Source organism: Streptomyces sp. NPDC025618 (genome assembly GCF_055558795.1).
On sequence record NZ_JBVHLW010000024.1, the window covers coordinates 77872 to 104299 of the forward strand.

At 71.6% G+C, this 26428-nt stretch carries 25 protein-coding genes; 17 read left to right on the forward strand and 8 right to left on the reverse strand.

The window, feature by feature from the left end:
• The first annotated feature begins 142 nt into the window (after nt 1-142).
• Genes ACZ4A5_RS20690 through ACZ4A5_RS20700 form a run of 3 tightly spaced genes read left to right on the forward strand, consistent with a single transcriptional unit; the run spans nt 143 to nt 3898 of the window.
• Complete coding sequence (locus tag ACZ4A5_RS20690) at nt 143-2413, forward strand: RNA degradosome polyphosphate kinase (RefSeq protein ID WP_467585848.1); 2271 nt, start codon at nt 143-145, stop codon at nt 2411-2413.
• Between the two features lie 37 nt (nt 2414-2450).
• The gene (locus tag ACZ4A5_RS20695; RefSeq protein WP_467585851.1) at nt 2451-3497 is read left to right on the forward strand and encodes a CHAD domain-containing protein; all 1047 of its coding nucleotides are present in this window, start codon (nt 2451-2453) and stop codon (nt 3495-3497) included.
• Nucleotides 3494-3898, forward strand: a complete 405-nt coding sequence (locus ACZ4A5_RS20700; RefSeq protein WP_467585854.1) for an NUDIX hydrolase — start codon at nt 3494-3496, stop codon at nt 3896-3898. The genes ACZ4A5_RS20695 and ACZ4A5_RS20700 overlap by 4 nt, the downstream gene beginning before the upstream one ends.
• A gap of 190 nt (nt 3899-4088) precedes the next feature.
• Here the strand turns inward: ACZ4A5_RS20700 and ACZ4A5_RS20705 are convergent, their stop codons facing one another.
• The gene (locus ACZ4A5_RS20705) at nt 4089-4898 is read right to left on the reverse strand and encodes a class I SAM-dependent methyltransferase (RefSeq protein ID WP_467585857.1); all 810 of its coding nucleotides are present in this window, start codon (nt 4896-4898) and stop codon (nt 4089-4091) included.
• Between the two features lie 133 nt (nt 4899-5031).
• On the opposite strand from ACZ4A5_RS20705, the gene mshA reads away from it, so the two are divergent.
• Nucleotides 5032-6393: a D-inositol-3-phosphate glycosyltransferase gene (gene mshA, locus ACZ4A5_RS20710; RefSeq protein WP_467585860.1), complete on the forward strand. Its 1362-nt coding sequence runs from the start codon at nt 5032-5034 to the stop codon at nt 6391-6393.
• Complete coding sequence (locus ACZ4A5_RS20715) at nt 6386-6877, forward strand: YbjN domain-containing protein (protein ID WP_398868200.1); 492 nt, start codon at nt 6386-6388, stop codon at nt 6875-6877. Before mshA ends, ACZ4A5_RS20715 begins: the two co-directional genes overlap by 8 nt.
• A gap of 32 nt (nt 6878-6909) precedes the next feature.
• Here ACZ4A5_RS20715 and ACZ4A5_RS20720 read toward each other — a convergent pair whose 3' ends face one another.
• Nucleotides 6910-8190: an MDR family MFS transporter gene (locus tag ACZ4A5_RS20720; RefSeq protein ID WP_467585863.1), complete on the reverse strand. Its 1281-nt coding sequence runs from the start codon at nt 8188-8190 to the stop codon at nt 6910-6912.
• Nucleotides 8191-8343: 153 nt separating this feature from the next.
• On the opposite strand from ACZ4A5_RS20720, the gene ACZ4A5_RS20725 reads away from it, so the two are divergent.
• From ACZ4A5_RS20725 to ACZ4A5_RS20735, 3 genes are all read left to right on the forward strand, one after another.
• Nucleotides 8344-9105 carry a phosphoglyceromutase gene (locus tag ACZ4A5_RS20725; protein ID WP_398868198.1) on the forward strand — a complete coding sequence of 254 codons (762 nt, stop codon included), beginning with the start codon at nt 8344-8346 and terminating at the stop codon, nt 9103-9105.
• A gap of 203 nt (nt 9106-9308) precedes the next feature.
• Nucleotides 9309-9986 carry a hypothetical protein gene (locus ACZ4A5_RS20730; protein ID WP_467585866.1) on the forward strand — a complete coding sequence of 226 codons (678 nt, stop codon included), beginning with the start codon at nt 9309-9311 and terminating at the stop codon, nt 9984-9986.
• 23 nt (nt 9987-10009) lie between these two features.
• Nucleotides 10010-10741 carry a class F sortase gene (locus tag ACZ4A5_RS20735; protein ID WP_467585869.1) on the forward strand — a complete coding sequence of 244 codons (732 nt, stop codon included), beginning with the start codon at nt 10010-10012 and terminating at the stop codon, nt 10739-10741.
• Between the two features lie 317 nt (nt 10742-11058).
• On the opposite strand, the gene phoU is transcribed toward ACZ4A5_RS20735, so the two are convergent.
• Nucleotides 11059-11748: a phosphate signaling complex protein PhoU gene (phoU, locus tag ACZ4A5_RS20740; protein WP_467585872.1), complete on the reverse strand. Its 690-nt coding sequence runs from the start codon at nt 11746-11748 to the stop codon at nt 11059-11061.
• A 225-nt stretch (nt 11749-11973) separates the two neighbouring features.
• On the opposite strand from phoU, the gene phoR reads away from it, so the two are divergent.
• Together phoR and phoP are read left to right on the forward strand one after the other, a co-directional pair.
• Nucleotides 11974-13209: a two-component system sensor histidine kinase PhoR gene (gene phoR, locus ACZ4A5_RS20745; protein ID WP_467585875.1), complete on the forward strand. Its 1236-nt coding sequence runs from the start codon at nt 11974-11976 to the stop codon at nt 13207-13209.
• A gap of 67 nt (nt 13210-13276) precedes the next feature.
• Complete coding sequence (gene phoP, locus ACZ4A5_RS20750; RefSeq protein ID WP_465270246.1) at nt 13277-13948, forward strand: two-component system response regulator PhoP; 672 nt, start codon at nt 13277-13279, stop codon at nt 13946-13948.
• Between the two features lie 108 nt (nt 13949-14056).
• On the opposite strand, the gene ACZ4A5_RS20755 is transcribed toward phoP, so the two are convergent.
• A complete protein-coding gene (locus ACZ4A5_RS20755) occupies nt 14057-14731 on the reverse strand; it encodes a copper chaperone PCu(A)C domain-containing protein (RefSeq protein WP_467585878.1) in 675 nt (224 codons plus the stop codon).
• Nucleotides 14732-15274: 543 nt separating this feature from the next.
• On the opposite strand from ACZ4A5_RS20755, the gene ACZ4A5_RS20760 reads away from it, so the two are divergent.
• The 4 genes from ACZ4A5_RS20760 (at nt 15275) to ACZ4A5_RS20775 (ending at nt 17809) form a co-directional block, all read left to right on the forward strand.
• Nucleotides 15275-15757: a CarD family transcriptional regulator gene (locus ACZ4A5_RS20760; RefSeq protein ID WP_003953493.1), complete on the forward strand. Its 483-nt coding sequence runs from the start codon at nt 15275-15277 to the stop codon at nt 15755-15757.
• Between the two features lie 281 nt (nt 15758-16038).
• A complete protein-coding gene (ispD, locus tag ACZ4A5_RS20765) occupies nt 16039-16809 on the forward strand; it encodes a 2-C-methyl-D-erythritol 4-phosphate cytidylyltransferase (RefSeq protein WP_467585881.1) in 771 nt (256 codons plus the stop codon).
• Nucleotides 16796-17299, forward strand: a complete 504-nt coding sequence (ispF, locus tag ACZ4A5_RS20770) for a 2-C-methyl-D-erythritol 2,4-cyclodiphosphate synthase (protein ID WP_467585884.1) — start codon at nt 16796-16798, stop codon at nt 17297-17299. Before ispD ends, ispF begins: the two co-directional genes overlap by 14 nt.
• Nucleotides 17300-17401: 102 nt before the next feature.
• Nucleotides 17402-17809, forward strand: coding sequence for a PPOX class F420-dependent oxidoreductase (locus ACZ4A5_RS20775; RefSeq protein WP_467585887.1), 408 nt, complete (start codon nt 17402-17404; stop codon nt 17807-17809).
• A 76-nt stretch (nt 17810-17885) separates the two neighbouring features.
• Here ACZ4A5_RS20775 and ACZ4A5_RS20780 read toward each other — a convergent pair whose 3' ends face one another.
• Both ACZ4A5_RS20780 and ACZ4A5_RS20785 read right to left on the reverse strand, forming a co-directional pair.
• Nucleotides 17886-19106, reverse strand: a complete 1221-nt coding sequence (locus ACZ4A5_RS20780) for an acyltransferase family protein (RefSeq protein ID WP_467585891.1) — start codon at nt 19104-19106, stop codon at nt 17886-17888.
• Nucleotides 19107-19280: 174 nt separating this feature from the next.
• Nucleotides 19281-20432: an acyltransferase family protein gene (locus tag ACZ4A5_RS20785; RefSeq protein WP_467585894.1), complete on the reverse strand. Its 1152-nt coding sequence runs from the start codon at nt 20430-20432 to the stop codon at nt 19281-19283.
• A 183-nt stretch (nt 20433-20615) separates the two neighbouring features.
• Here ACZ4A5_RS20785 and cysS point away from each other — a divergent pair, with 183 nt between their 5' ends.
• From cysS to ACZ4A5_RS20800, 3 genes are all read left to right on the forward strand, one after another.
• The gene (cysS, locus tag ACZ4A5_RS20790) at nt 20616-22010 is read left to right on the forward strand and encodes a cysteine--tRNA ligase (protein ID WP_467585896.1); all 1395 of its coding nucleotides are present in this window, start codon (nt 20616-20618) and stop codon (nt 22008-22010) included.
• A 107-nt stretch (nt 22011-22117) separates the two neighbouring features.
• Nucleotides 22118-23068 carry a 23S rRNA (guanosine(2251)-2'-O)-methyltransferase RlmB gene (rlmB, locus tag ACZ4A5_RS20795; protein WP_398868184.1) on the forward strand — a complete coding sequence of 317 codons (951 nt, stop codon included), beginning with the start codon at nt 22118-22120 and terminating at the stop codon, nt 23066-23068.
• A gap of 154 nt (nt 23069-23222) precedes the next feature.
• Nucleotides 23223-24851: a DoxX family protein gene (locus ACZ4A5_RS20800; protein ID WP_467585899.1), complete on the forward strand. Its 1629-nt coding sequence runs from the start codon at nt 23223-23225 to the stop codon at nt 24849-24851.
• Between the two features lie 76 nt (nt 24852-24927).
• Here ACZ4A5_RS20800 and ACZ4A5_RS20805 read toward each other — a convergent pair whose 3' ends face one another.
• Nucleotides 24928-25650: an NDP-sugar synthase gene (locus ACZ4A5_RS20805; protein ID WP_398868182.1), complete on the reverse strand. Its 723-nt coding sequence runs from the start codon at nt 25648-25650 to the stop codon at nt 24928-24930.
• 120 nt (nt 25651-25770) lie between these two features.
• Entirely contained in the window at nt 25771-26187 is a 417-nt protein-coding gene (locus tag ACZ4A5_RS20810; protein ID WP_398868181.1) for a hypothetical protein, read from the reverse strand.
• Between the last annotated feature and the right edge of the window lie 241 nt (nt 26188-26428).

Genomic DNA, 26428 nt, shown 5'->3' on the forward strand with positions numbered 1-26428 from the left:
GCGCAACCGCACCGGCACGTCATGTGACCGTTACCCCCAATTCAACACCGGTTGCGACTCTTGCCGAATGCAGCCCGCCGTGCCCCACGCACCAGACCGCCGGCTACGCGCCGCCGGCGCGTCCGCGCGGAACAATGAAGACATGACCTCGTCGAGCAGCGCTCAGGCACACGGTTTCGGTAATCCGCAGCCTTCCGTCGGCTCCATCGCGGCGCACAGGCCCTACGCGGTGGCGGCACCGGCCTCTCCGGGGCTGGAGCCGGATCTGGACGCTTCGGATCTGGGGACGTACGGGGACCCGGCGTACGGCGACGAGGGGCTCGAGGGCGCGTACGGAGAGGAGCCGCTGCCGCACGGACGGTTCCTGGACCGGGAGCGCAGCTGGCTGGCGTTCAACGAGCGGGTGCTGGAGCTGGCCGAGGACCCGGCGACGCCGCTGCTGGAGCGGGCCAACTTCCTCGCGATCTTCGCGAGCAACCTCGACGAGTTCTTCATGGTGCGCGTGGCGGGGCTGAAGCGCAGGATCGCCACCGGGGTGGCCACGCGCTCGGCGTCCGGGCTCCAGCCGAGAGAGGTGCTGGAGCAGATCTGGACCCGCTCCCGGGAGCTCATGGCCCGGCACGCCGCCTGCTATCAGCAGGACGTCGCGCCCGAGCTCGCCGAGCACGGCATCCACCTGATCCGCTGGCCTGAGCTGACCGAGAAGGAGCAGGGCCGCCTGTTCACCCTCTTCCGGCAGCAGATCTTCCCGGTGCTGACGCCGCTGGCGGTCGACCCGGCGCACCCCTTCCCGTACATCTCGGGGCTCTCGCTCAACCTCGCGGTCGTCGTGCGCAACCCCGTGAGCGGCCATGACCACTTCGCACGTGTGAAGGTCCCGCCGCTGCTGTCGCGCTTCCTGGAGGCGTCCCCGGAGCGGTACGTCCCGCTGGAGGACGTCATAGCGGCGCACCTGGAGGACCTGTTCCCGGGGATGGAGGTGCTCGCGCACCACATGTTCCGGGTGACGCGGAACGAGGACCTGGAGGTCGAGGAGGACGACGCGGAGAACCTGCTCCAGGCGCTGGAGAAGGAGCTCATGCGGCGCCGCTTCGGCCCGCCCGTGCGGCTGGAGGTCGAGGAGACCATCGACCCGTACGTCCTCGACCTGCTGGTGCGCGAGCTGAAGATCTCCGACGCCGAGGTCTACCCGCTGCCCGGTCCGCTCGACCTGACCGCGCTCTTCCGCATAGCGTCCCTGGACCGGCCCGAGCTGAAGTACCCGAAGTTCGTGGCCGGCACCCACCGGGACCTCGCCGAGGTCGAGTCCGCGTCCGCGCCCGACATCTTCGCGGCGCTGCGTGAGCGGGACGTGCTGCTGCACCACCCGTACGACTCCTTCTCCACCTCCGTGCAGGCGTTCCTGGAGCAGGCGGCGGCCGACCCGGACGTCCTCGCGATCAAGCAGACGATCTACCGGACCTCGGGCGAGTCGCCCATCGTGGACGCCTTGATAGACGCCGCGGAATCCGGCAAGCAGGTGCTCGTCCTCGTCGAGATCAAGGCCCGCTTCGACGAGCAGGCCAACATCAAGTGGGCGCGCAAGCTGGAGGAGGCGGGCTGCCACGTCGTCTACGGCCTGGTCGGCCTGAAGACGCACTGCAAGCTGTCGCTGGTGGTGCGGCAGGAGGGCGACACCCTGCGCCGCTACTCCCACGTGGGCACCGGGAACTACCACCCCAAGACCGCCCGCCTCTACGAGGACCTCGGGCTGCTCACCGCCGACCCGCAGGTCGGCGCGGACCTCTCCGACCTCTTCAACCGGCTGTCCGGCTACTCCCGGCGCGAGACCTACCGGAGGCTGCTGGTCGCCCCCCGGTCGCTGCGCGACGGGCTGATCGCCCGGATCGCCAAGGAGGTCGGGCACCACCGGGCCGGGCGGCCCGCGTACATCCGCATCAAGGTCAACTCGATGGTCGACGAAGCCGTCATCGACGCCCTCTACCGCGCGGCGCGCGAGGGCGTGCCGGTGGACATCTGGGTGCGCGGCATCTGCGCGCTGCGGCCCGGGGTGACCGGGCTCTCGGAGAACATCCGGGTGCGCAGCATCCTCGGCCGGTTCCTCGAACACTCGCGAGTCTTCGCGTTCGGGAACGGTGGCGACCCCGAAGTCTGGCTCGGCAGCGCCGACATGATGCACCGTAACCTCGACCGGCGCATCGAGACGCTGGTGCGGGTCACCGACCCCGCGCACCGGGCCTCGCTCGGCCGGCTGCTGGAGACCGGGATGTCCGACTCCACCGCCTCCTGGCACCTCGGCCCGGACGGCGGCTGGCGGCGGCACGCGACGGACGCCGACGGGCAGCCGCTGCGCAACGTACAGGAGATGCTCATTGACGCCCGGAGGCGCCGGCGTGGCTCAGCGACCGCATGACCAGCCGCTTACGGTCACCGTGGCCGGGGGAGGGGACATGACGACGACGCGGCGGCCGGCCGCGCCGGACCCGGCCGTGGACACGGCGACCTCCGGAGAGGTGCTCGCGGCCTATCTGCACGGCCAGGCCGTGGAGTTCCTGCGCAGCCTGCGGCTGCACGCCGAGAGCGGCGCGGGCGCCGAGGACGCGACGGAGGCCGCCCGGCTGCTGCGCCGCTCGGCCCGCCGCATCGCCGGTGTCCTGGGCGCCTACCGCCCGCTCACCGACGCGGCCTGGACCGACCACCTCAGCTCCGAACTGGTCTGGCTGTCGGAGACGCTGGGTCGCGAACACGCCTACGCGGCACGGCTGGCCCGGCTGCGCGGGGCGCTGCACCGGCTGTCCGGGGCGACGCCCTGCGAGGAGCGGGCCTGGAGCGGGCTGACGGTCGGTGCCGCGCGGGCCGGGGCGCTGCTGGAGCGGCAGTTGACGCTGGCCCGGACCCGGGCGCACTCGGCCGCGCTGCAGACCTTCGGCTCCTCGCGGTTCCACGCCGTCGCCGACGCGGCCGCCGTGCTCGCCTCCGAGGTGCCGCTCGACCCGGCCGCGCACGACCTCCTCGCCCGCGAGGCGCTGCCCCGGCTCGTGGAGCAGACCCAGCGGCGGCTGGTGGAGGCCGTCGAGCAGCTGCCGCTGTCCGTCGCCGGGCACCCGTACAACGCCGAGGCCCTCACCCACGGCCTCGCCGCCCTGCCGTCCTCCGACGCGCCGCCGGCCGAGGCGCGCCAGGACGCCCCGTGGCACCAGGTGCGCAAGCTCGTACGGCTGCGGCGGTACGCGCAGGAGGTGCTGGACGAGCACCGGCAGGGCGAGGCCGAACCCTCCCTCTCCGTCAGCTTGCTGAACGCCGGTCAGGCCCTGGACCGCCACCGCGACGCCGCCGAAGCGGCCGCCGCGGCCGCCGCCGCGGCCCGCACCCCGCGCATCGCCCCGGCCACCGCCTACGCCCTCGGCGTCCTCCACGCCGACCAGCGCCACGAGGTCGAAGCCGCCCGCTTCACCTTCGGCCGGGTCTGGCAGCGCATGGGGGGAGCGGCGCTGTGAGCGACGACGTCATCCGCGCGGCGGGGTGCGTGCTGTGGCGGCACGGTGCCGGCCTGGAGATCGCCCTCGTCCACCGCCCGCGCTACGACGACTGGTCGCACCCGAAAGGCAAGCTCAAACGGGGCGAGGACGCGGCGGGCTGCGCGGTGCGGGAGGTGCTGGAGGAGACGGGGATGGTGTGCGTCCTGGGGGCGCCGTTGCCGACGGTTTGTTATGAGGTGGACGGGCGGGAGAAGGAAGTGCGGTATTGGGGGGCGCAGGCGGTTTCCGGGGTGTTTGTCCCCAACCGGGAGGTGGATGAGCTTCTTTGGCTTGCGCCGGAGGTGGCTCGGGGACGGCTCACGGAGGCGCGGGACCGGGGGTTGGTGGACGCGCTGCTGGGGGTACTGCGGGTGGGGTGAGGGGGGTTGCGCCTGCGGCGGGCTTTTTCCCCAGCCCCGCTCCTGCCCGAAACCAGGGAGACCCCGGACCCCCAGCAACACGCTTCGCGCGTTGTCCTCAATCGCCGGACGGGCTGATTTGGCTGATCTGAGTGCGCAATCCAGCCCGTCCGGCGTTTGAGGACGCGACCGAAGGCCGGAAAAACACCCGCTATCGCGGAGCAATCGCGTCCCAGCGAAGCGAGAGTTCCCCCTGACGCCACCGCCCCGGCCCATCCGTCAGCGGCCACGACCCGGCCAGAGAAGCCGCCGTGCGCATCCACCGCTGCCGGGCGGAAAGCGCGGAATACGGCGCGGCCGCCGCCCACGCCCGGTCGAAGTCCCGCAGGAACGCGTGCACCGGCTCGCCGGGGACATTGCGGTGGATGAGCGCCTTCGGCAGGCGTTCCGCCAGGTCGGAGGGGGTGTCCAGGGAGCCGAGGCGGGCCGCGAAGGTGACCGTGCGGGGGCCCTCGGGGCCGAGGGCGACCCAGACGTGGCGGCGGCCGATCTCGTCGCAGGTGCCTTCCACGAGCAGGCCGCCCGGCGCGAGGCGCGCGCAGAGGCGGGACCAGACGGCGGCGACCTCGTCCTCGTCGTACTGCCGGAGCACGTTCGCCGCCCGGATCAGCGCGGGCGCGCGGCCCGGGCCGCCGCCGAGGGGGACCTCGAAGCCGCCGTGGGCGAAGGCCAGCCCGTCGCGTTCGTACGGCTTCGCGGCGGCGACCCGCTCGGGGTCTATCTCCACGCCGACGACCTCCGCCCCCGGGCAGGCGGTGCGCAGCCGGGTGAGCAGCTCGACGGCGGTCCAGGGGGCCGCTCCGTAGCCGAGGTCGACGGCGACGGGGTCACCGCTCCGGCGCAGGGCGGGGCCGTGGGTGTGGGCGATCCAGCGGTCCATGCGGCGCAGCCGGTTGGGGTTGGTGGTGCCCCGGGTGGCCGTCCCTATGGGACGGCGGGCGGGGGCGGTACGGCTGGCCATGCGCTCAACTGTAGGTCAGCCCTCCGTTCCCGGGTCACACTTTGGTAAAGGGGAAATGGGAGGCGACCTCCGCGACGTTGCCCCCGTGTAACGCGCTGCATGCCCCTCACGAAGCGGACGGAGGACTCACCCGGTGAGCCAGTACGCATCCAGGCTCGGCGCACGCCGCGGCCGCGCGCTCGGCACCTTCGCCCAGAGCCCCCTGCGGCGCATCGGCACCCCTCGGCGGCCCCGCCGCATAGCGATGCTGAGCGTCCACACGTCCCCGCTGCACCAGCCGGGCACGGGCGACGCGGGCGGCATGAATGTCTACATCGTCGAGCTCGCCAAGCGCCTGGCCACGCTCGACATCGAGGTCGAGATCTTCACCCGGGCCACCACCGGAGCCCTCCCGCCCGCCGTGGAGCTGGCCCCGGGCGTGCTGGTGCGGCACATCGACGCGGGCCCGTACGAGGGGCTGGCCAAGGAGGAGCTGCCCGCGCAGCTGTGCGCGTTCACGCACGGCGTGATGCAGGCGTGGGCGGGCCACCGGCCGGGCCACTACGACCTGGTGCACTCGCACTACTGGCTCTCCGGCCACGTGGGCTGGCTCGCCGCGGAGCGCTGGGGCGTGCCGCTGGTGCACGCCATGCACACCATGGCGAAGGTCAAGAACGCCGCGCTCGCCGCCGGGGACACCCCCGAGCCCGCCGCGCGCGTGATCGGCGAGACGCAGATCGTCCGGGCGGCGGACCGGCTGATCGCCAATACGGACGGCGAGGCCGAGGAACTCGTGCGGCACTACGACGCCGAGCCCGGCAAGGTCGCCGTCGTCCACCCCGGTGTGAACCTCGACCGCTTCACCCCGAGCGGCGGCCGCGCGGCGGCGCGCGAGCGGCTCGGGCTCCCGGCCGACGCCCTGATCCCGCTCTTCGCCGGGCGCATCCAGCCGCTGAAGGCGCCGGACATCCTGCTGCGCGCGGTCGCCGAGCTCCTCGACCAGGACCCCGGCCTGCGCCGGCGGCTGGTCGTCCCGGTGGTGGGCGGGCCCAGCGGCAGCGGCCTGGCCAAGCCGGAGGAACTGCACAAGCTGGCCGCCCGGCTGGGCATCACCGATGTCGTACGGTTCCGGCCGCCGGTCGGCCAGGAGCAGCTCGCGGACTGGTACCGCGCGGCGTCCGTGCTGGTCATGCCGTCGTACAGCGAATCCTTCGGCCTGGTGGCCGCCGAGGCGCAGGCGTGCGGCACGCCGGTCGTCGCGGCGGCCGTGGGCGGGCTGCCGGTGGCCGTGCGGGACGGCGTCAGCGGCTTCCTCGTCGACGGCCACGACCCCGCCGACTACGCGCGGGCGCTGCGCCGCTTCGCCGACCAGCCCTCGCTGGCGGACGCGATGGGCGCGGCCGCGGCCCGGCACGCGCGGTCCTTCGGCTGGGACACGGCCGCCGCCGCCACGGCGGACGTGTACTCCGCCGCGGTCTCGGACCGGCGGCGTCGCCTACGCTCGTCGCATGTCTGACGCGAAATCCGTCATCGAGCAGACGTTCCACGAGGCGGGCCTCGAATGGGAGAGCCCCGCTGACGGTACGTATGTGGTCAAACTCCCCGGCACCCGCAAGCTGTCGACGACCGTGTCCCTGATCGTCGGCAAGCACTCGCTGTCGGTCAACGCCTTCGTCGTACGCCGCCCCGACGAGAACCACGAGGCGGTGCACCGCTGGCTGCTGGAGCGCAACACCCGGCTGTACGGGGTGGCGTACGCGACGGACCGGCTCGGGGACATCTACCTCGTCGGCCGCCTGCCGCTCGCCGCGGTCACCCCGGACGAGATCGACCGCATCCTGGGCACGGTGCTGGAGAACGCGGACGGCAGCTTCAACACCCTGCTGGAGATGGGCTTCGCGAGCGCGATCCGCAAGGAGTACGCGTGGCGCACCTCGCGCGGCGAGTCGACGCGCAACCTGGAGGCGTTCGCGCGCCTGACGCAGGAGGAGCGGGGCTGACGCGGGAGGAGCGGGGCTGAGCCCCGCGCCCCTCACGCCCCTGACATGCTCGCTCCCTCGGGCGCGGGCGCGCTTTCCACCCGGAGGTCCGGCTCCGGCGCGGAGCCCCGGGAGAGCGTGCGTGTCAGCGCCCAGTAACCCGCGGCCGCCACCGTCCCCACGACGGCGCAGCCCGCCCACAGCGCGTCCGCCCCGTAGTGGTCGAGCACCGTGCCGCCCGCCAGCGGGGCGACGAGCGCGGCGCCGGACCAGGACAGGGCGTAGACACCCTGGTAGCGGCCGCGGCCGTGGACGGGGGAGAGGCGCACGACGAGGCCCATCTGCGTGGGGGAGTTGACGATCTCGGCCAGGGACCAGACGCAGACGGTCAGCATGTAGGCCGCGAGCGACCCGCCGGCGAAGGCGGTGAGCCCGAATCCGTAGCCCCCGAGCAGCGCGGAGATCACCAGCAGCCGGCCCGGGTCGCGGTGCTCGATGAAGCGGGTCACCGGGATCTGCAGCGCCACGATCAGGACGCCGTTGACGGCGATGGCCATGCCGTAGTCAGTGGTCGAGAAGCCGTCCTTCGCCATGGCCACGGGCAGCGCCACCGAGGACTGCAGGAAGATCAGCGCGAGCAGGAAGGACAGCCCGACCACGCTCATGTAGCGCCCGTCGCGCAGCACCGTGCCCATGCTGACCGCGGGCCCCTCCTCGCCGGTGGCCGCCTTCGCGGCGGCCGGGCGGGACTCGGGGAGCTTGACGAAGACGAGGACCGCGCACACCAGCGTCATGAGCGCCTCGCCGAGGAAGCCGGCGAGATAGCTGTACTGCGCGATGAACCCGGCCGCGGCCGACGAGATCGCGAAGCCGAGGTTGATGGCCCAGTAGTTGAGGGCGAAGGCCCGCACGCGGTCCTCGGGCGCCACGATGTCCGCCATCATCGCCTGCACCGCGGGCCGCGAGGCGTTGGAGGCCATGCCCACCACGAAGGCGACCGCGGCGATGGCCACCGGGCTCTGCGCGAACCCGAGCGCGGCCACCGACACCGCGGTCGAGGTCTGGGCGATCAGCAGCGTCGGTCTGCGGCCCAGCCGGTCGGTCATCACGCCCCCGCCGATCGAGGACACGACGCTGCCGAGACCGTGCAGCGCGGCCACCAGCCCCGCGTACGAGGCGGAATAGCCCCGGTCGACGGTGAGATAGAGGGCGAGGAAGACGGAGACGAACGCTCCCAGGCGATTGATCAGGGTGGACGTCCACAGCCACCAGAACTCCCGGGGCAGCCCCGAAACGCTCTCCCTCGCGGCGCGCCCGACGCTCGCTACGGCCATTCCCCAACCCCCGATATGTAAGTGTCTCCTGCGAAACCCGCAACTTACAGAGGGGGGATCATCGCGCGCCACTGAATTGACGGCGGCGGTCAATCGTCCGTACCACGGCAGGGGCGGGCGGCACCACCCCTGCCGTCGATTACGCTCATGGGCATGGCCGACGCACCGTACAAGCTGATCCTCCTCCGCCACGGCGAGAGCGAGTGGAACGCGAAGAACCTGTTCACCGGCTGGGTGGACGTCAACCTGAACGAGAAGGGCGAGAAGGAGGCTGTCCGGGGCGGCGAGCTGCTCAAGGACGCCGGTCTGCTCCCCGACGTGGTCCACACCTCCCTCCAGAAGCGCGCCATCCGCACCGCGCAGCTCGCGCTGGAGTCCGCGGACCGCCACTGGATCCCCGTCCACCGCTCCTGGCGGCTGAACGAGCGCCACTACGGCGCCCTCCAGGGCAAGGACAAGGCCCAGACCCTGGCCGAGTTCGGCGAGGAGCAGTTCATGCTCTGGCGCCGCTCCTACGACACCCCGCCGCCGGCCCTCGAGGACGGCACCGAGTTCTCGCAGAGCGACGACCCGCGCTACGCCTCGATCCCGAGCGAGCTGCGCCCGCGCACCGAGTGCCTCAAGGACGTCGTCACGCGCATGCTGCCGTACTGGTACGACGGCATCGTCCCGGACCTGCTGGCCGGCCGCACCGTCCTGGTCGCCGCCCACGGCAACTCCCTGCGCGCCCTGGTCAAGCACCTCGACGGCATCTCCGACGCCGACATCGCGGGCCTGAACATCCCCACCGGCATCCCGCTCTCCTACGAGCTCGACGCCGACTTCCGCCCGGTCGTCCCCGGCGGCACCTACCTCGACCCGGAGGCCGCCAAGGCCGCCATCGAGGCCGTGAAGAACCAGGGCAAGAAGAAGTAACCCTCCCCGACCACGGACGCGCCGTGCCCTGAGCGCGTCCGGAAAAGGCCCCCTGCCTGCGGTTTCACCGTCGGCAGGGGGCCTTTTCGCGATGGTGCGCGTGGTCACGGAGAGCGAGTTGGTCACCGAATGGAGCAAGAGAACCACGGTGCGGATGCGGCGCGTGAGTAGCGGGGTGAGCCTCTTGTCAAGGAGGTAACACCATGGATTCAATCCGTACCGCTCTGTGCGGCGCCGCGGTCGTCGCGGCCTGCGCGGTGCCCGCAGCCCCCGCCTACGCCTTCGGCCACCTCGGCAACCTGGCGACCCCGGTCGAGAAGACCACGGTCCCCGCCACCGGCCACGGTCACGACCGGGACGACTGCGACGACGACCACGACGGCCGCTGGGACCACGACGGCCGCCACGACCGTCATGACCACGACGGGCGTCACGACGGCCGCTGGGACGACGACGACTGCGACGACGACGGCGGGCGTCACGACCACGACGGCCGGCACGACGGCCGTGACGACCACGACGGTCGCCACGACGGGCGGCACGACCACGACGGCCGTGACGACCACGACGGCCGGCACGACGGGCGTCACGACGAGGGCCGTCACGACGGCCGGCACGACGGCCGTGACGACCACGAGGGCCGCCACGACGGGCGTCACGACGAGGGCCGTCACGAGGGCCGTCACGACCACGAGGGCCGGCACGATGAGCACCGTCCGCACGGGCACGCCCACGCGGGTGGTGGAGCCACCGCGCTGATGGCCTCCTCCACGGAGTCGTCCAGCGACACCCCCGTCCTCATCCTCGCCGCGGGAGCCACCGCCGGCATAGCCGGTGGCATGTTCTGGTACCGCCGCCGGGCCGCCTCGGCCAAGCAGTGATGTGACGGGAAGAAACAGGTGACATGTCAGAACCGCGCACAGGCGGCTTCACGAAGCGCCTGCTGACAGGGGTGGCCTGGGCGGCCGTCGCGCTCGCCCTGTGCCTGGTGGGCGGCGGTGACACCGACGAGCCGGCGATCGTCAAGGCTCGGAAGACCGGTGGAGCCGCGGCCAAGAGCCACCCTCCCGCGCGCGGCCTGCCCCCGGTACACGAACCGTTGCCGGGGGCGGGCCCCCAAGGACTGGTCATCAAGCCGCTGGGGATCAAGGCCCCCATCGAGGCCCACGGCCTCGACGCACAGGGCGGTGTCGAAGCGCCCCCCTACGAGCGGGCCAACACCGTGGCCTGGTACCGGGACGGCCCCCAGCCCGGCACCCCCGGCGTCGCCGTCCTCGTCGGCCACGTGGACACCAAACAGGCCCCGGCCGTCTTCTACGAACTGAGCAACACCAAGCCCGGCACGAAGATCAATGTCTCCCGCTCGGACGGCTCCACCGCGGAGTTCACCGTCGAGGACGTCTCCGTCGTCCCCAACGACCACTGGGACGACGAGAAGGTCTACGGCCCGCGCTACAAGGACGACCCGGACCGCCCCGAGCTCCGGCTGCTCACGTGCGGCGGTGACTACGACCGCAACAAGCACACCTACCTGGCGAACATCGTCGTCTACGCCTATCTCACCGGCAGCACGGAGCCCAAGGTCCCGCCGGCACCCCCGCCGCCCCCGCCGCCCGCTCCCGCACCGGACACGTAAGACAGGGGCAGCGCGGAAAGGGGCCCCCGGCCGGAGAGAATCCGGCCGGGGGCCCGCTTCCGTGAGTGACGTGCGCGTGCGCGGCTAGCCGCAGCCGCCACCGCACTGGCACGGACCGCCGGACTGGCAGCCGCACGAACAACCGGGCCCGCACTGGCAGCCTGAGGCCGGAGTCGGAGGGGTGTGAGTCATATGCGGTACCTCCTCGAAGGGTGGTCTGCCTGACCCTCAGTCAAGGACGGTCCGCTTCGCCCGTCAATGCCCCTGACGTACGCATGTCCGGGCGCACGGAGGGCATGACGGCGCACTCTCCGCGATCACGCGCCGTCCACTGCTCCTGTGCGCCCCTCGCCCTGGGTCAGCTCGTCGGCGTGCTCACCCGTCACCAGATAGACCACCCGCTTGGCGACCGAGACCGCGTGGTCGGCGAACCGCTCGTAGTAGCGGCCCAGCAGCGTCACGTCGACGGCCGTCTCGATGCCGTGCTGCCAGCGGTCGTCCATCAGGTGCTGGAAGAGCGCGCGGTGCAGCAGGTCCATCGCGTCGTCGTCCTGCTCCAGCTGGAGCGCCAGGTCGACGTCCTTGGTGATGATCACCTCGCCCGCCTTGGCCATCAGGCGCTGCGCCAGCTGCCCCATCTCCAGGATCGTGGCGTGCAGGTCGCGCGGGACCGCCGTGTCCGGGAAGCGCAGCCGGGCCAGCTTGGCCACGTGCTGCGCGAGGTCGCCGGAGCGCTCCAGGTCGGCGCTCATGCGCAGCGACGTCACCACGATCCGCAGATCGGTGGCGACCGGCTGCTGGCGGGCCAGCAGGGCGATCGCCCGCGCCTCCAGGTCCCGCTGGAGGTCGTCCACCTTGGCGTCGGCGGCGATCACGGACTCCGCCAGCTTGAGGTCCGCGTCCAGGATCGCCGTGGTGGCGCGCCCGATCGCGGAGCCGACGAGCCGGGCCATCTCGACGAGGCCCTCGCCGATCGAGTCGAGCTCCTCGTGGTACGCGTCCCGCATCCTTGACCTTCTCTCCTGCTCGATGGAACGCCGTGCGGAGATGTGCGGCACGGCGCCTTCCCGCACCGCTTCCGCCGGCGGATCCCACGTTCCGGCCGGAACGCTACGGCCCGCGGCCTCCGGAGTGAATCCGCGCTGTCCTGAAGGTGAACTCTCGGCAACGTATGTTCGAGATGGCACTCGTTTGGCTGTGGATGCCTCCTGGACCCCGCATAACCTTGACTCATGAACGTGAACGCGGCAGTCGCCGCAGCGGCTGCGATCGCCGGTCTGTGCACCGGAGTGATCGCCATGCTGGCGTTCCGCTGGAGCGAGCGCGACCAGGCGAGGCCCACCCGCAGCTCCCTGCACACCGACGCCGTGCTCCCTCCCGGCGTCGACACCGTGCTGTCGGTGCTGCGCTCCTCGGCCGTCGTCCTCGACGAGGCCGACACCGTGGTCAAGGCCAGCTCCGCGGCGTACGCCCTGGGGCTGGTCCGCGGCGGGAAGCTGGCCGTCGAGCCGATGCTCCAGATGGCGCGCGACACCCGCCGCGACGGCGAGATACGCCAGGTCGAGCTCGACCTGCCGCGGCGCGGCACGGGTCGCGGCGACGCCCTCGCCGTCTCGGCCAGAGTGGCTCCGCTCGGCTCCCGGCTGGTGCTGCTGCTGGTCGAGGACCTCACCGAGGCGCGCCGCATCGAGGCCGTCCGCCGGGACTTCGTCGCCAACGTCAGCCACGAGCTCAAGACGCCGGTCGGCGCGCTCTCCCTGCTGTCCGAGGCCGTCATGGACGCCGCCGAGGACCCCGAGGCCGTCAACCGCTTCGCGGGCCGGATGCAGATCGAGGCCACCCGGCTCACCAACCTCGTCCAGGAGCTCATCGACCTCTCCCGCGTGCAGAACGACGACCCGCTGGAGGACTCCGAGCCCGTCCGGGTCGACGAGCTGGTCGCCGAGGCCATCGACCGCTGCCGCCACCAGGCCGGCACCAAGCAGATCACCATGGCCGCGGGAGGCACCGCCGATCTGCACGTGTGGGGCAACCGCGGCCAGCTCGCCGCCGCGCTCGGCAACCTCGTGGAGAACGCGGTCAACTACAGCCCCGCCCGTACGCGCGTCGGCATCGCCGCCCGCCACATCGCCGCACCCGGCGGCGACCTCATCGAGATCGCCGTCACCGACCAGGGCATCGGCATCTCGGAGAAGGACCGCGAGCGGATCTTCGAGCGCTTCTACCGCGTCGACCCGGCGCGCTCGCGCGCCACCGGCGGCACCGGCCTCGGCCTCGCCATCGTCAAGCACGTGGCCGCCTCGCACGGCGGGGAGGTCACGGTCTGGAGCGCCGAGGGCCAGGGCTCCACCTTCACCCTGCGGCTCCCGGAGGCCGGCTCGGTCCGCGACCGCGACCGCCGCGGCCCCCGCCGCACCGACGACTCCCTCATCAGCGAGCACCTTCCCACTCCGGAGGTGCTTCCGTGACCCGTGTTCGGGGAACGACCCCCGTTGCCCCCACAGAGACCCGACCGGAGGTCCACCCGTGACCCGTGTGCTCGTCGTCGAGGACGAGGAATCCTTCAGCGACGCTTTGTCCTACATGCTCCGCAAGGAAGGGTTCGAGGTCGCCGTAGCCGCCACCGGGCCCGACGGGCTGGACGAGTTCGAGCGCAACGGCGCCGACCTGGTTCTGCTCGACCTGATGCTCCCCGGCCTGCCCGGCACCGAGGTCTGCCGCCAGCTGCGGGGGCGCTCCAACGTCCCGGTCATCATGGTGACCGCCAAGGACAGCGAGATCGACAAGGTCGTCGGCCTGGAAATAGGAGCCGACGACTATGTGACCAAGCCCTTCTCCTCCCGTGAGCTGGTGGCCCGCATCAGGGCCGTCCTGCGCCGCCGGGGCGAGCCCGAGGAGGTCACCCCCGCGGCCCTGGAGGCCGGCCCCGTCCGGATGGACGTCGACCGGCACGTCGTCACCGTCTCCGGCGGCAAGGTCGACCTGCCGCTGAAGGAGTTCGACCTCCTGGAGATGCTGCTGCGCAACGCGGGCCGGGTGCTCACCCGCATGCAGCTCATCGACCGGGTCTGGGGCGCGGACTACGTCGGCGACACCAAGACCCTCGACGTGCACGTCAAGCGGCTGCGCGCCAAGATCGAGCCCGACCCGGGCGCGCCGCGCTATCTGGTGACGGTCCGCGGCCTGGGCTACAAGTTCGAGCCGTAGACAGGCGGGCGTACGGGGGCCGCACGGCCGCCCGCGCGCCGGTACCGACGCCGAGGGGCCCGGAAGCGCGCGCTTCCGGGCCCCTCGGCGTGGATCAGTCGGCCGGGATCAGTGACCGGCGTGCTGCTGGCCGCCCTGCGACGGCTCACCGGCACCCGGCTTCTCGGCGCCCTGCTGGCCGCCCGGGGTACCCGTGGAGCCCTCGGCGCCGGGCTTGCCGGGCTTGCCCGACTGCGCCGGGGAGCCCGACTGCGCCGGGGCGGAGGAGGGCGCCTCGGGGCCCCACTCCTTGAAGAAGCTCTTCGCGGGCACGACGAAGGCGCCGATGTTCACCGCGCCGGTGTCGCTGAAGTCGAAGCTCAGCTTCTGCTGCTCGCCGTCCTTGAGCGCCTCACGGCCGTTCGGCAGGACCGCGGAGGCGTTGCCCTTGCCGCCGAGGACGACGGAGCCGCCCGCGGGCACCACGAGCTGGCCGGAACCACCCGCGGGGGTGATCTTCACGGTCGCGTTCTTGCCGACCAGGGAGATCCCGCGCAGCGTCTGGTCCTTGCGGCCGTTGTTGAAGAGCTTGCCGGTGATCACGGCCGGGCCCTTGGCGTCCAGGTCCGGCTGGGTGATCACGTTCATGTTCTGGAGCTTGATGTCGCCGACCGAGGTGGCGGCGTTGTCCGGCTTGACCTCAAGCGTCTGCGCACTGTTGCCCGCCGCGCAGGCGGAGAGCGAGGCGATCGAGAGCACGAGGGCGGAAGCGGCGAGGGTGCCGCGTCGAAGGCTGCTGCTCACGGCGGCGGCATCTCCTTGGACGAAGTAAGAGGTGTGTCAGCGCGCTTAGGTTACCGAGCCCCGTCCGGGCCCTCGCACCCGACCCGCCCCCATGGTCAACTCGGCCCCCGTCGGCGGCATGGCCGAATATCCGCCCCGAACGCACGCGGAGCCGAGTGACGGGTGATGCGGGGGATTATCGGCAAGGAATGCGGGAGGCCCGGGAAGATGTCCCGGAATTGATCAAGACGCCCGTGATCAATTCCGGAATCCGGCCGCGGAAGTGAGTCAGGCCCCGAACGGAGTAGCGGAAGTCCGCCGACCGGACCCCGGCAAAACGGGACGTTCGACCGCTCGCGAGCCACTCCGCACGCGTGTAACGTGCCCGTTTCGCCTTGCCCGAAGAACGGCTCCGACCTGCGAATACCCGCTTCCGGAACCCTCCCGCAGCACGTTCCGGTTGCTGTTGTCAAGCCCCGAGATATGCCCTGACCTGCGGAAACGCCATTCAGAACGGGCAGTTCCCGTGTTAGACTGGATAGCCACGGAAGGGGTACCTGTCACATGACGTTCAAGGTTGGCGACACCGTGGTCTATCCCCATCACGGGGCCGCGCTGATCGAGGCCATCGAAACTCGCCAGATCAAAGGCGTGGACAAGACCTACTTGGTGCTGAAGGTCGCCCAGGGTGACCTGACGGTTCGGGTGCCGGCGGACAATGCGGAGTTCGTCGGTGTGCGCGATGTGGTCGGCCAGGATGGGCTGGACCGGGTCTTCGAGGTGCTGCGCGCACCGTATGCGGAAGAGCCGACGAACTGGTCCCGTCGCTACAAGGCAAATCTCGAGAAGCTCGCGTCCGGTGACGTGATCAAGGTCGCCGAGGTCGTGCGCGACCTGTGGCGTCGCGAGCGCGAGCGCGGCCTCTCCGCCGGTGAGAAGCGCATGCTCGCGAAGGCGCGCCAGATCCTGGTCAGCGAGCTCGCTCTCGCGGAGAACACGAACGAGGACAAGGCCGAGGCCCTGCTCGACGAGGTTCTCGCGTCCTGACGCAGCGCTCCACTCGTCATTGAGGGAGCACAGCAGCGCTGCGCGCAATGCAGCAGGTGCCGGACGAAAGAAGTGCCGCGGTGCCCGCGCGATGACGGCTGTCATCCGCCGGGCGCTGCGGCATCTCTGCTCCGGCGCCGGGGTTCCACGCCGTGCCTGGAGTGCCGGGCCCGGGCAGCCGACCCGACCATTGTCACGGAAGGGGCTGGTCGGGGCGTCGTGCCCGGCACGCTGAGGCCATACCCAATTCGGCCGAGGAAGCAAACCTGAACGCCAACGCAATGTCTGATCGAGCCCCCGCCGTCACTCCTTCGCGTACCGCCGCGGTGATCCCCGCGGCCGGGCGCGGCGTCCGCCTCGGCCCGGGTGCCCCCAAGGCCCTGCGCACGCTGAGCGGCACCCCGATGCTGGTCCACGCCGTACGGGCGATGGCCGCCTCCCGCGCCGTGGGCCTCGTCGTCGTGGTCGCCCCGCCGGACGGCGCCCCCGAGGTCCGTAACCTCCTCGACGACCATCCGCTGACCGGCCACGGCGCGGCCGAGATCCTGGTCGTCCCCGGTGGCGAGACCCGGCAGGAGTCCGTCCGCCTCGGCCTCAAGGCCCTCCCCGGTGACATCGAGATCGTCCTGGTGCACGACGCCGCGCGCCCCCTGGTGCCCGTCGACACCGTCGACGCCGTGATCTCCGCCGTACGGGACGGCGCCCCCGCCGTCGTGCCGGCGCTGCCGCTGGCCGACACGGTCAAGCAGGTCGAGCCCCGCACGGGTGACGTCGCGGGCGAGCCCGAGCCCGTCGTCGGGACGCCCGAGCGGGCGCTGCTGCGGGCCGTGCAGACCCCGCAGGGCTTCGACCGGCGCACCCTCGACGAGGCGCACGAGCAGATCGCCACGGAGGGTGAGGGCGCCACGGATGACGCCGGGCTCGTGGAGCGGCTCGGCAGGCCCGTCGTCGTGGTGCCCGGCCACGAGGAGGCGTTCAAGGTGACCCGGCCGCTGGACCTCGTCCTGGCCGAGGCCGTACTCGCCCGCAGGAGGGCCAATGATGGGTATTAATCACTCCGCGCAGATCATCCCGCTCGTGGGCATCGGCACCGACGTGCACGCCTTCGAGGAGGGCCGCGAGCTGTGGTGCGCGGGCCTGCTCTGGGAGGGCGCCACGCACGGCCTCGCGGGCCACTCCGACGGCGACGTCGCCGCGCACGCCGCGTGCGACGCGCTGTTCTCCGCCGCGGGCGTCGGTGACCTCGGCGAGCACTTCGGCACGGACCGCCCGGAGTGGTCCGGCGCGTCCGGCGTCACCCTGCTGGCCGAAGCGGCGCGGATCGTCCGCGCGGAGGGCTTCGAGATCGGCAATGTCTCGGTCCAGGTGATCGGCGTGCGCCCGAAGATCGGCAAGCGGCGCGCGGAGGCCCAGAAGGTCCTCTCCGCGGCGATCGGGGCCCCCGTGTCGGTCTCCGGCACCACGAGCGACGGTCTGGGCCTCACGGGCCGCGCCGAGGGCCTCGCTGCCGTCGCCACGGCGCTGGTCTTTCCCAGGATCTGACCGGCCCGGCCCTCGGGGGCATACGGTGGGCGACGCACGGTGACAGCCGGTCGCTGTGCGTGAGGCTCGTCCCAGCCGTCCCCCGAGGGAAGGATCCGCGCCGTGTCCGCCGCACTCTCCGACGACCTGAAGAAGCTCCTCGACGACACCCCCGTCTTCGCCACCGTGGGCACCGTCCAGCCCGACGGCAGCCCCCAGCTGTCCGTCACCTGGATCGCGCGCGACGGGGACGACCTGCTGATCTCCACGACCGTCGGCCGCCGCAAGGAGAAGAACATCCGGCGGGACCCGCGGGTGACCGTGCTGATCAACCCGCACAACGCGCCCTACACCTACGCCGAGGTGCGGGGGACGGCCACGCTGACCACCGAGGGCGCCCAGGAGCTGATCAACACGCTGTCCCGGAAATACACCGGGAAGGATTACGCGGACTTCAACCCGGCGGCTGCCGAGGACGCGCAGCGCGTGGTCGTGCGGGTGAGCCCGCGCAAGGTCGTCGGCTCGATCTGACGACGCCCCGCCGGGGGCGGGCCGGGTGGACCGGTCCGCTCGGCGGGGCGTGCGATCGGAAGGCGGGGCGCGCGGGTCAGACGAGGTCGGACTTGCCCACGCCCACGCGGTCCGGCTCCGCGGGTTCGTACAGCCGGACCCGCTTCGGCATCGGCAGGCCCTCCCGGGTCTGCGCGGCCGGCTGGGCGGGAGCGGGCGGCGCCGAATGGCGGCGCATCTCGTCCATCCCCTTCAGCAGGCCCTTGCGCAGCCTCTTGCCCAGCGGCCGCTCCACATATTTGTGCAGCAGCCACGCCGCGCCCAGCATCACCACGACCAGGCTCGGTACGAGCACGTGCGGAGGGATGCGGTCGCGCAGGGCGTAGATGACGGTCATGCCGATGTACTGGTGGATCAGATACACCGGATAGGTGAGCGCGCCCGCCGTCGACAGCCAGCGCCACTGCACGCGGTTGAGCTTGCCCAGCGCGATCAGCGCCATCAGCGCGAAGGCCACGACGATGATCAGCGAGGCCGGCCAGGTCGGGACCGCGTGGCTGGCGTTGTCCGCCACCCGCCGCGGCACGTGGTGCAGGGCGAGCAGCAGCGACATGGCCACGATGCCCCAGAGCAGCGCCGTGGGCTTGTAGCGGTACATCAGGTAGAAGGCGATGCCCGCGATGAAGTACGGCGCGTAGAGCGGCATCGTCCACATGTCGAGGATCTTGCTGTCGACGCTGGACGAGGTGACCGCGGCCACCGTCCAGATGCCGCAGAAGAGCACGCACTTGCGGTACGTCACACCGGTGGCGACGACGATCGCGAAGAGCACGTAGAACTTCAGCTCGATGAAGAGCGTCCAGTAGACACCGTCGACATCCCAGACTCCGACGCCCGTCTGGAGCATGGTCAGATTGGTGAGGACCGCGTCCCAGTTCTGGACCTGGCGCACCTGCGGCCACAGGGTGACCACCGTCGCGGTCAGGAAGATCGCCACCCAGTAGGCCGGATAGATCCGGGACGCCCGGGAGACCACGAAGTCGCCCAGGGAGCGGCCCCAGGTGCTCATGCAGATGACGAACCCGCTGATCAGGAAGAAGATCTCGACACCTGTCCACCCATAGCGGGCGAACATCTGCAGATGGGGGAAGATCTCCCGGGTGTCACGGCCCCAGCCGCCGCGCAGGGCGACGTAGTGGAACGTCACGACCATCAGGGCCGCGATGATGCGGAGCCCGTCCAGGACATAGAGCCGCGGTGCTGACTGCGGGACGGCTGCCCGGCCGCCATCGAGTTCACCTCGTCTGGCGAAACGCATGTCGTCCTCTCCGATTGGCTGAAGTCGGCTCATCCTACGCAGGCCCATTCGTAGGCATGCTGACATAGGAAGCCCCCGTGCTGCCGTGACAGTTATCTCCTGTCTCTCGCGTATTTCCAAGCCCCGGCCTGACGTGATCTTCACAAGGGTCCACGGATATCCGTACAAGGCAGGTCACCCCGCCCGGATATCCGTTGCCGCGCGGCGCAGACCGCGCCCGAGAACCCCCGCCAGCGGGCGTTCCACGTACCGGTGCACCAGCCACGCGGCCTGGAGCATCCCGAGGACGAGGGCGGGGAGCAGGACGTAGCGCGGCACCAGGCCGGCGGTGTGCCGGACGACCAGCCAGCCGACGCGTTCGTGGATCAGATAGAGCGGGTAGGTCAGCGCTCCGGCCGTGGTCAGCCACCCCCGGTCCAGCCGCCGGGTCCGGCCGAGCGCCACCGCCCCGACCGCGACGAAGAACAAGGTCAGCAGGGCCGTCGTCGGCCAGTGCGGCACGTGCCGGCCCATGTGGCCTTCCGCACGCGCCTGGGCGTCGACAAGGGCGTGCTGGGCAATCAGGAAACAGCCGCCCACGATCAGCCAGAGCGCCATGTTCGGGCGGAAGCGGTACATCAGGTAGAAGGCGATACCGGCGATGAAATACCAGCAGTCCTCCGGCATGAGGATCTGGTCGAGCACCGGGTTGTGCACGGCGGCGGCGATGACCCCGGCGAATCCCCAGGCCACGCAGAAACCGACGGCCCGCCGATAGGTCAGTCCACGCCAGGCGATCAGCGCGAAGAGCAGGTAAAAGCGCATCTCGACCCAGAGCGTCCAATAGACGCCGTCGACCGAGTCCACCCCCAGAGGCGATTGCAGCATCGTCAGGTTGACAGCGACATCCCTCAAACGGAGGGTTTCGTCCACCGCGGGCCACAAATAGACGGCGACGGTGACGAGGAGCACCCCGAACCAGTACGCGGGGAAGAGCCGCGTGACGCGCGACACGGCGAACTGCCCGACGCTCTTGCCCCAGCCGCTCATGCAGATCACGAAGCCGCTGATCAGGAAGAACAGCTGCACGCCCAGCCAGCCGTAGGACGCGGGCAGGAAGGCCGTCGGGAAGACCGCCGCGGACGGCCGCTCCCAGATCCCGCTGCCGAAGGCCACGTAGTGATAGGCCACCACCATCAGCGCGGCGAACAGCCGCAGCCCGTCCAGCGCGGCCAGCCGCCCGCGCCGCTCACCGCCCGCCGGTCTGCGCGCCGTCTCCAGCGGCCCGGCGGGCGGGCCCGGCCGTTCGGGGTGCTCCTGTTGTACCGGCAGAGTGGAGTGCAACACCCCTCCAGGTTTCCGCGGCGTCCCACGAGAAGTCGTCACCGAGAAGTTGGCTTCGTGCCGCGGAAGTTACCACGCGAAGTTATATTTTTGGCGCAATAAGCAAATAAGGGGCAAAACGTTCCGTCCGACGAACGAACCGGCCGTTTGCCCGGGGCACTGCCCGGAGCCCACTACCCTGGTTCCGTGACCATTCGCCTGTACGACACCAGCGCCCGGCAGATCCGTGACTTCTCCCCGCTCACGCCGGGCTGCGTCTCGATCTACCTCTGTGGCGCGACCGTGCAGGCCGCTCCGCACATCGGACATATCCGCTCCGGTCTCAACTTCGACATCATGCGCCGCTGGTTCACCCACCGCGGCTATGACGTGACCTTCGTACGCAACGTCACGGACATCGACGACAAGATCATCAAGAAGTCCGCCGAGCAGGGCCGCCCCTGGTGGTCGATCGGCTATGAGAACGAGCGCGCCTTCAACAGCGGTTACGACGTGCTCGGCTGCCTGCCCCCCACGTACGAACCGCGCGCCACCGGCCATGTCACCGAGATGGTCGAGATGATGCGCGGTCTCATCGAGCGCGGCCACGCCTATGAGGCGGAGGGCAACGTCTATTTCGACGTGCGCTCCTTCCCCGGCTACCTCGAGCTCTCCAACCAGGAGCTGGACAACCTCCTCCAGCCGTCCGGCGAGGGCGAGACCGGCAAGCGCGACCCCCGCGACTTCGCGATGTGGAAGGCCGCCAAGCCCGGCGAGCCCTCCTGGGAGACCCCGTGGGGCCGCGGCCGGCCGGGCTGGCACCTGGAGTGCTCGGCCATGGCGCACAAGTACCTGGGCGCGGCGTTCGACATCCACGGCGGCGGCCTGGACCTGATCTTCCCGCACCACGAGAACGAGATCGCCCAGGCCAAGGCGTTCGGTGACGACTTCGCCTCCTACTGGGTGCACAACGCCTGGGTGACCATGAGCGGCGAGAAGATGTCGAAGTCGCTCGGCAACTCCGTGCTCGTCTCCGAGATGGTCAAGCACTGGCGCCCGATCGTCCTGCGCTACTACCTCGGCACCCCGCACTACCGCTCGATGATCGAGTACAGCGAGGAGGCCCTGCGCGAGGCGGAGGCCGCCTTCGCGCGGATCGAGGGCTTCATCCAGCGGGTCGTGGAGAAGGCCGGTCCGGTCGAGCCCGCCGCCGAGGTGCCGCCCGCCTTCGCCGAGGCGATGGACGACGACCTGGGCGTCCCGCAGGCCCTCGCGATCGTCCACACCACCGTGCGCCAGGGCAATTCCGCGCTGACCGCCGACGACAAGGAATCCGCCGTCGCCCGGCTGGCGGAGGTCCGCGCCATGCTCGGCGTGCTCGGCCTCGACCCGCTCGACGCGCAGTGGGCCGGTGCCGCGAGCGGCCGCGGTGACGATCTGCACGGCGTGGTGGACTCGCTGGTCAGGCTGGTGCTCGAACAGCGCCAGGCCGCCCGCGGCCGCAAGGACTACGCCACCGCCGACGCCATCCGCGACCAGCTCCAGCAGGCGGGCCTCGCCATCGAGGACACCCCGTCCGGGCCCCGCTGGTCCCTGTCGTAGCGGGCCTGGCACCCGAGCGACGCCGCCCGTCCTGAGAGACACTTTTCGTACGTACGTTTACAAGAGCCGCCCCGGTGGCTCTGAGCAGTGAAGAAACAGGTGCACCCATGGCCGGCAACAGCCAGCGCAGGAACCGCCGCACGTCCAACAAGAAGGGCGCGACGGTCGGCAGCGGCGGCAAGCGGCGCCGTGCCCTGGAGGGCAAGGGGCCGACCCCGCCCGCTTCCGAGCGCAAGGGCCACAAGAAGAACCGTCTCGCCAACGCCAAGGTCCGGCACGAGTCCAAGCGGCCCGCCCCGCGCCGCGGCGGCCCCAAGGGCGCCAACGAGCTCGTCGTCGGCCGTAACTCCGTCGTCGAGGCGCTGCGCGAGGGCGTCCCCGCGAACACGCTCTACATCCAGCAGTACCTGGACAACGACGAGCGCGTCCGCGAGGCGCTCCAGCTCGCCACGGACAAGGGCCTCAACCTCATGGAGGCCCCCCGTCCCGAGCTCGACCGGATGACGAACGGCCTCAACCACCAGGGCCTCGTCCTGTCGGTGCCGCCCTACGAGTACGCCCACCCCGACGACCTCACCGCCGCCGCGTTCGACGACGGCGAGGACCCGCTGATCGTCGCCCTCGACGGCATCACCGACCCGCGCAACCTCGGCGCCGTCGTCCGCTCCGTCTCCGCGTTCGGCGGCCACGGCGTGGTCGTCCCCGAGCGCCGCGCGGCCGGCATGACCGCCAGCGCCTGGAAGACCTCCGCGGGCACGGCCGCCCGTACGCCGGTGGCGCGCGCCACCAACATGACGCGGCTGCTGGAGTCGTACCAGAAGGCCGGGCTCGTGGTCGTCGGCCTGGCCGCCGACGGCGATGTCGAGCTGCACGAGCTGGAGGCGCTGGGCGGCCCGGTCGTCATCGTCGTCGGCAGCGAGGGCAAGGGTCTGTCCCGCCTCGTCGGCGAGACCTGCGACTTCCGCGTGCGGATCCCGATGCCGGGTGGCGCGGAGTCCCTCAACGCCGGTGTCGCGGCGGGTGTGGTGCTCTACGAGGCGTCGCGCCGCCGCGCCTGACCCTTTGTGACCGCTCGCGGTCACTAAATGACATCGAACGCCGGAAGGGCCGGTTAAACCAGCCCTTCCGGCGTTCGGCGTCTCATGATCTTGACGGGCCTCGGACAGTTCGAACCGGTCAAGGCAGTGTCCTAATCAGAAGTCACTCGGTTAGATGAGTGTGGACACCAGAACACCCCGCACACCCACGGGGGGAAGCTCTTCCGGGTACGACGACCAGCCCGCGCTGAGTACGGTGAAAGTGCCGTCCGACCCGGCGCAGATCGTCGTCAACCATATGAGTTTCCGCGTGCAGCTCGCCCGGCCGCCGCGCGTCGCCCGACAGTTCGCCGGGGTCGCCGACACGGCACAGCTGCCCACCGTCAAGGGCGCGGCCAGGCGCCGCGCCCCGGTGGTGTGGAGCGGCCGGACCCAGCCCGGCGACGCGGCGCCCACCGAACTCCTGCAAGCCGTAAGGGACTCCGCGGCCGGGCCCGTGGACACCGCGGCCGGCAAGGACGCGGGCTCCACCCAGGTGCTGCCCCGGATCCGCGTCGACGGCCCCTCGCCGACGGTCGTCGGCCCCCGCGGCTCCGGCGAGCACACCGGCCCCGGCGAGCTCGTCGACGCGGTCGGCCCCCAGACCCAACTGCTGCGCGGGGTGCGCCCCACGGACAGCGCGTACGACGAAGACCAGTACCAATACCAGGAGTTCGACGAGGACGACGGCGAGGACCCCGGGAGCAGGCGCGAGCGCGGCGGCAACGACGCCGTCCGGCACGCCTATTACCCCGGGCGCCGGATGAACCTCGGCGTCGTGCTCCTGCCGTTGCGGATCTTCCTCGGCCTCATCTCCATCTACGCGGGCATGGGCAAGCTCTGCGACCCCGTCTACTTCGACGGCGGCCGCCGGGGCTCCATGGTCACCTGGCTCACCGCGCTGCACCCCTGGCCCATGGCCGCGCCGCTGCGCAGCCTCGCCCTCGCCCATCCCGTGGGCTCCGGGCTCACCGTCGCCTTCCTCCAGGTCGTCGTCGGCGTCCTCACCATCCTCGGCCTCTGGCAGCGGCTCGCCGCGGGCATCGGCGTCCTGCTCTCCGCGGTCCTTCTCATGACGGTCAGCTGGCGCACCGTGCCCGTCTACAACGCGCCCGACATCGTCTACCTCGCCGCGTGGAGCCCCCTGGTCATCGCCGGAGCGCCCTTCTACTCCATCGACGGCCGCCTCGCCGGGGAGGCGTGGCGGCGCCTCGGCCCCCGCGCCGAGCTGTGGGACCTGCGCCGGCGCGTGCTGCGCCGGGGCACGGTCATGGCCACCGTCGTCATCGGCCTGTCCCTGATCGTCGGTTCGACGCTGGGCGGCGCCGTGCGCTCCTCGGAGACGGTGCGGACCCCCGGGCCGAGCGACCCGCCCGTCAACAACCTCCCCGGCACGCCGCTCCCGCAGACCCCGGGCACCGGCGCCCCGACCCACGGCGGCCGCGGGTCGGCCACCCCCGGCACTCCCAGGCCGACCCCCTCGGGCAAGAAGACCGCCACGCCCTCCGCCACCGCGCCCGCCGTCCCCGGCACCGCGCGGGCCCCGGAGAGCACGGCGGGCGCGGCCGGGCACCCGGGCGCCAGCCAGGGCGCGCGCTCCACGCCGCAGACGCACGAGCGGCCCGCCGCTCCCGCGGCGCCGCGCAGCCCCTCCGGATCGTCCGCCGCGAACGGCTCCACGGGCGGCGGTACGGGCTCCTCCGGCAACTCCTCCTCCGGCGGCTCGACCGGCGGCGGAGGGGCCCTGGGCGGCCTCCTCGGCTGAGGCACGGCGCACCGCGCCCCCGCACCCGGCCAGGGTGCGGGGGCGCTTTCATGCGCTCGTCGGCTTCGTACGCTCGTCAGCCCGCGAGCTCCTTGGCGGCCTCGGTCAGGTCCTTCGCGGTGTCGATGGCCCGCCAGTACGCGCCGTGCGGCAGCGGGTAGCCCGCGAGCCTGCGCTCGCGTGCGAGGCGGGGGAAGGTCGTGCGCTCGTGGTCGCCGTGATCGGGCAGCAGGGCGGTGAAGGCCGCGGAGAAGACATAGACGCCCGCGTTGATCAGATACGGCGAAGGCGGCGACTCGATGAAGTCGAGGACCTTGCCGAACTCGTCCGTCTCCACGGCTCCCCAGGGGATCCGCGGCCGGGCCAGCGCCAGGGTGGCCGTCGCGTCACGCTCGTGGTGGAAGGCGGCCATCTCGCGGAGCGAGAAGCGGGTCCAGATGTCGCCGTTGGTGGCGTACCAGGGGCGGTCGGGGTGCGGCAGCGACGCCGCCGCGAACTTGAGGCCGCCACCGCGGCCCAGGGGCTCCCGCTCCACCACGGTGGTCACGCGGAGCGGCAGATCGGCCGACACGAGCCACTCCTGGAGAACCTCGGCCAGATGGCCGCAGGAGACGACGGCGTCGGTGACTCCCTCGGCGGCGAGCCACGCCAGCTGATGGCCGATGATCGGGGTCCCGGTGCCGGGGATCTCGACCATCGGCTTGGGGCGGTCGTCGGTGTACGGGCGAAGCCGTGACCCTTGGCCTCCGGCCAGGACGACGGCTTGGGTGGGGTACGGGTACGCGTGCGTGCCTGTCATGCTCCGCACGATATGCCGTGGCCCGGGCGGGGGTGCGGGCGGCGGTGCGCGCGGGCGTGCGGGGTGCTGCCGTACGGCGGGCCGTACGGGTGGTGCGGCGGCCGGGCCCGAGGGTGGCGCTCAGTGGGCCTGGGCGACGCCGGAGGCGAACGAGGTGTCGCAGACGGGCCGGGAGAACTTCTGGGCCTGCTTGGCGCCGTACTTGGCGACCGCGGCGCGGCCGAGCGCACGCGCCAGCTCGGCGCAGTGCTGGGCGAGGGACGGACGGCCGTTGGTCGCGGCCTGGAGGTGCGTGAGCGCGGTGCCCGGGTTCTTCACCTGGAGCTCGGTCAGCAGCTGGTCGCGCAGCACCTCGTACGGCGCGCGGGCTGCCTTGGCCTGGGTGGAGGCGGTGTCGGACGAAGCGGTCAGCACCTGCGAGTCGGCACTCGGCGCGGCCCACGGGACGCGGGTGACCGCGAGTGTCCCGGACAGCACGAGCACGACGGGGAGGACGAGGGCGAGAGTTCTGCCGATGCGGCGGGCGGCCTGGTTCATGTCGCAGATGGTAGCGAGGGGTAATGATATGGCGACATTTAGTCACCCTTTTGAGCGAATGATTCGAGGTTTATCGCGGGACGTGAGTTGACGTACGCGCTCGAAAAGGTGACGGGTGTCGGGGTTGGGCGGGACGGGCGGTCGGCGCCGGACGGGCTGGATATCCAGCCCGTTGGGGGCACCTCTGGGGGCACCCCCGGACGGAGTCTGGGGGAGGTAGCTGGGGGAGTTTGAGGACAAC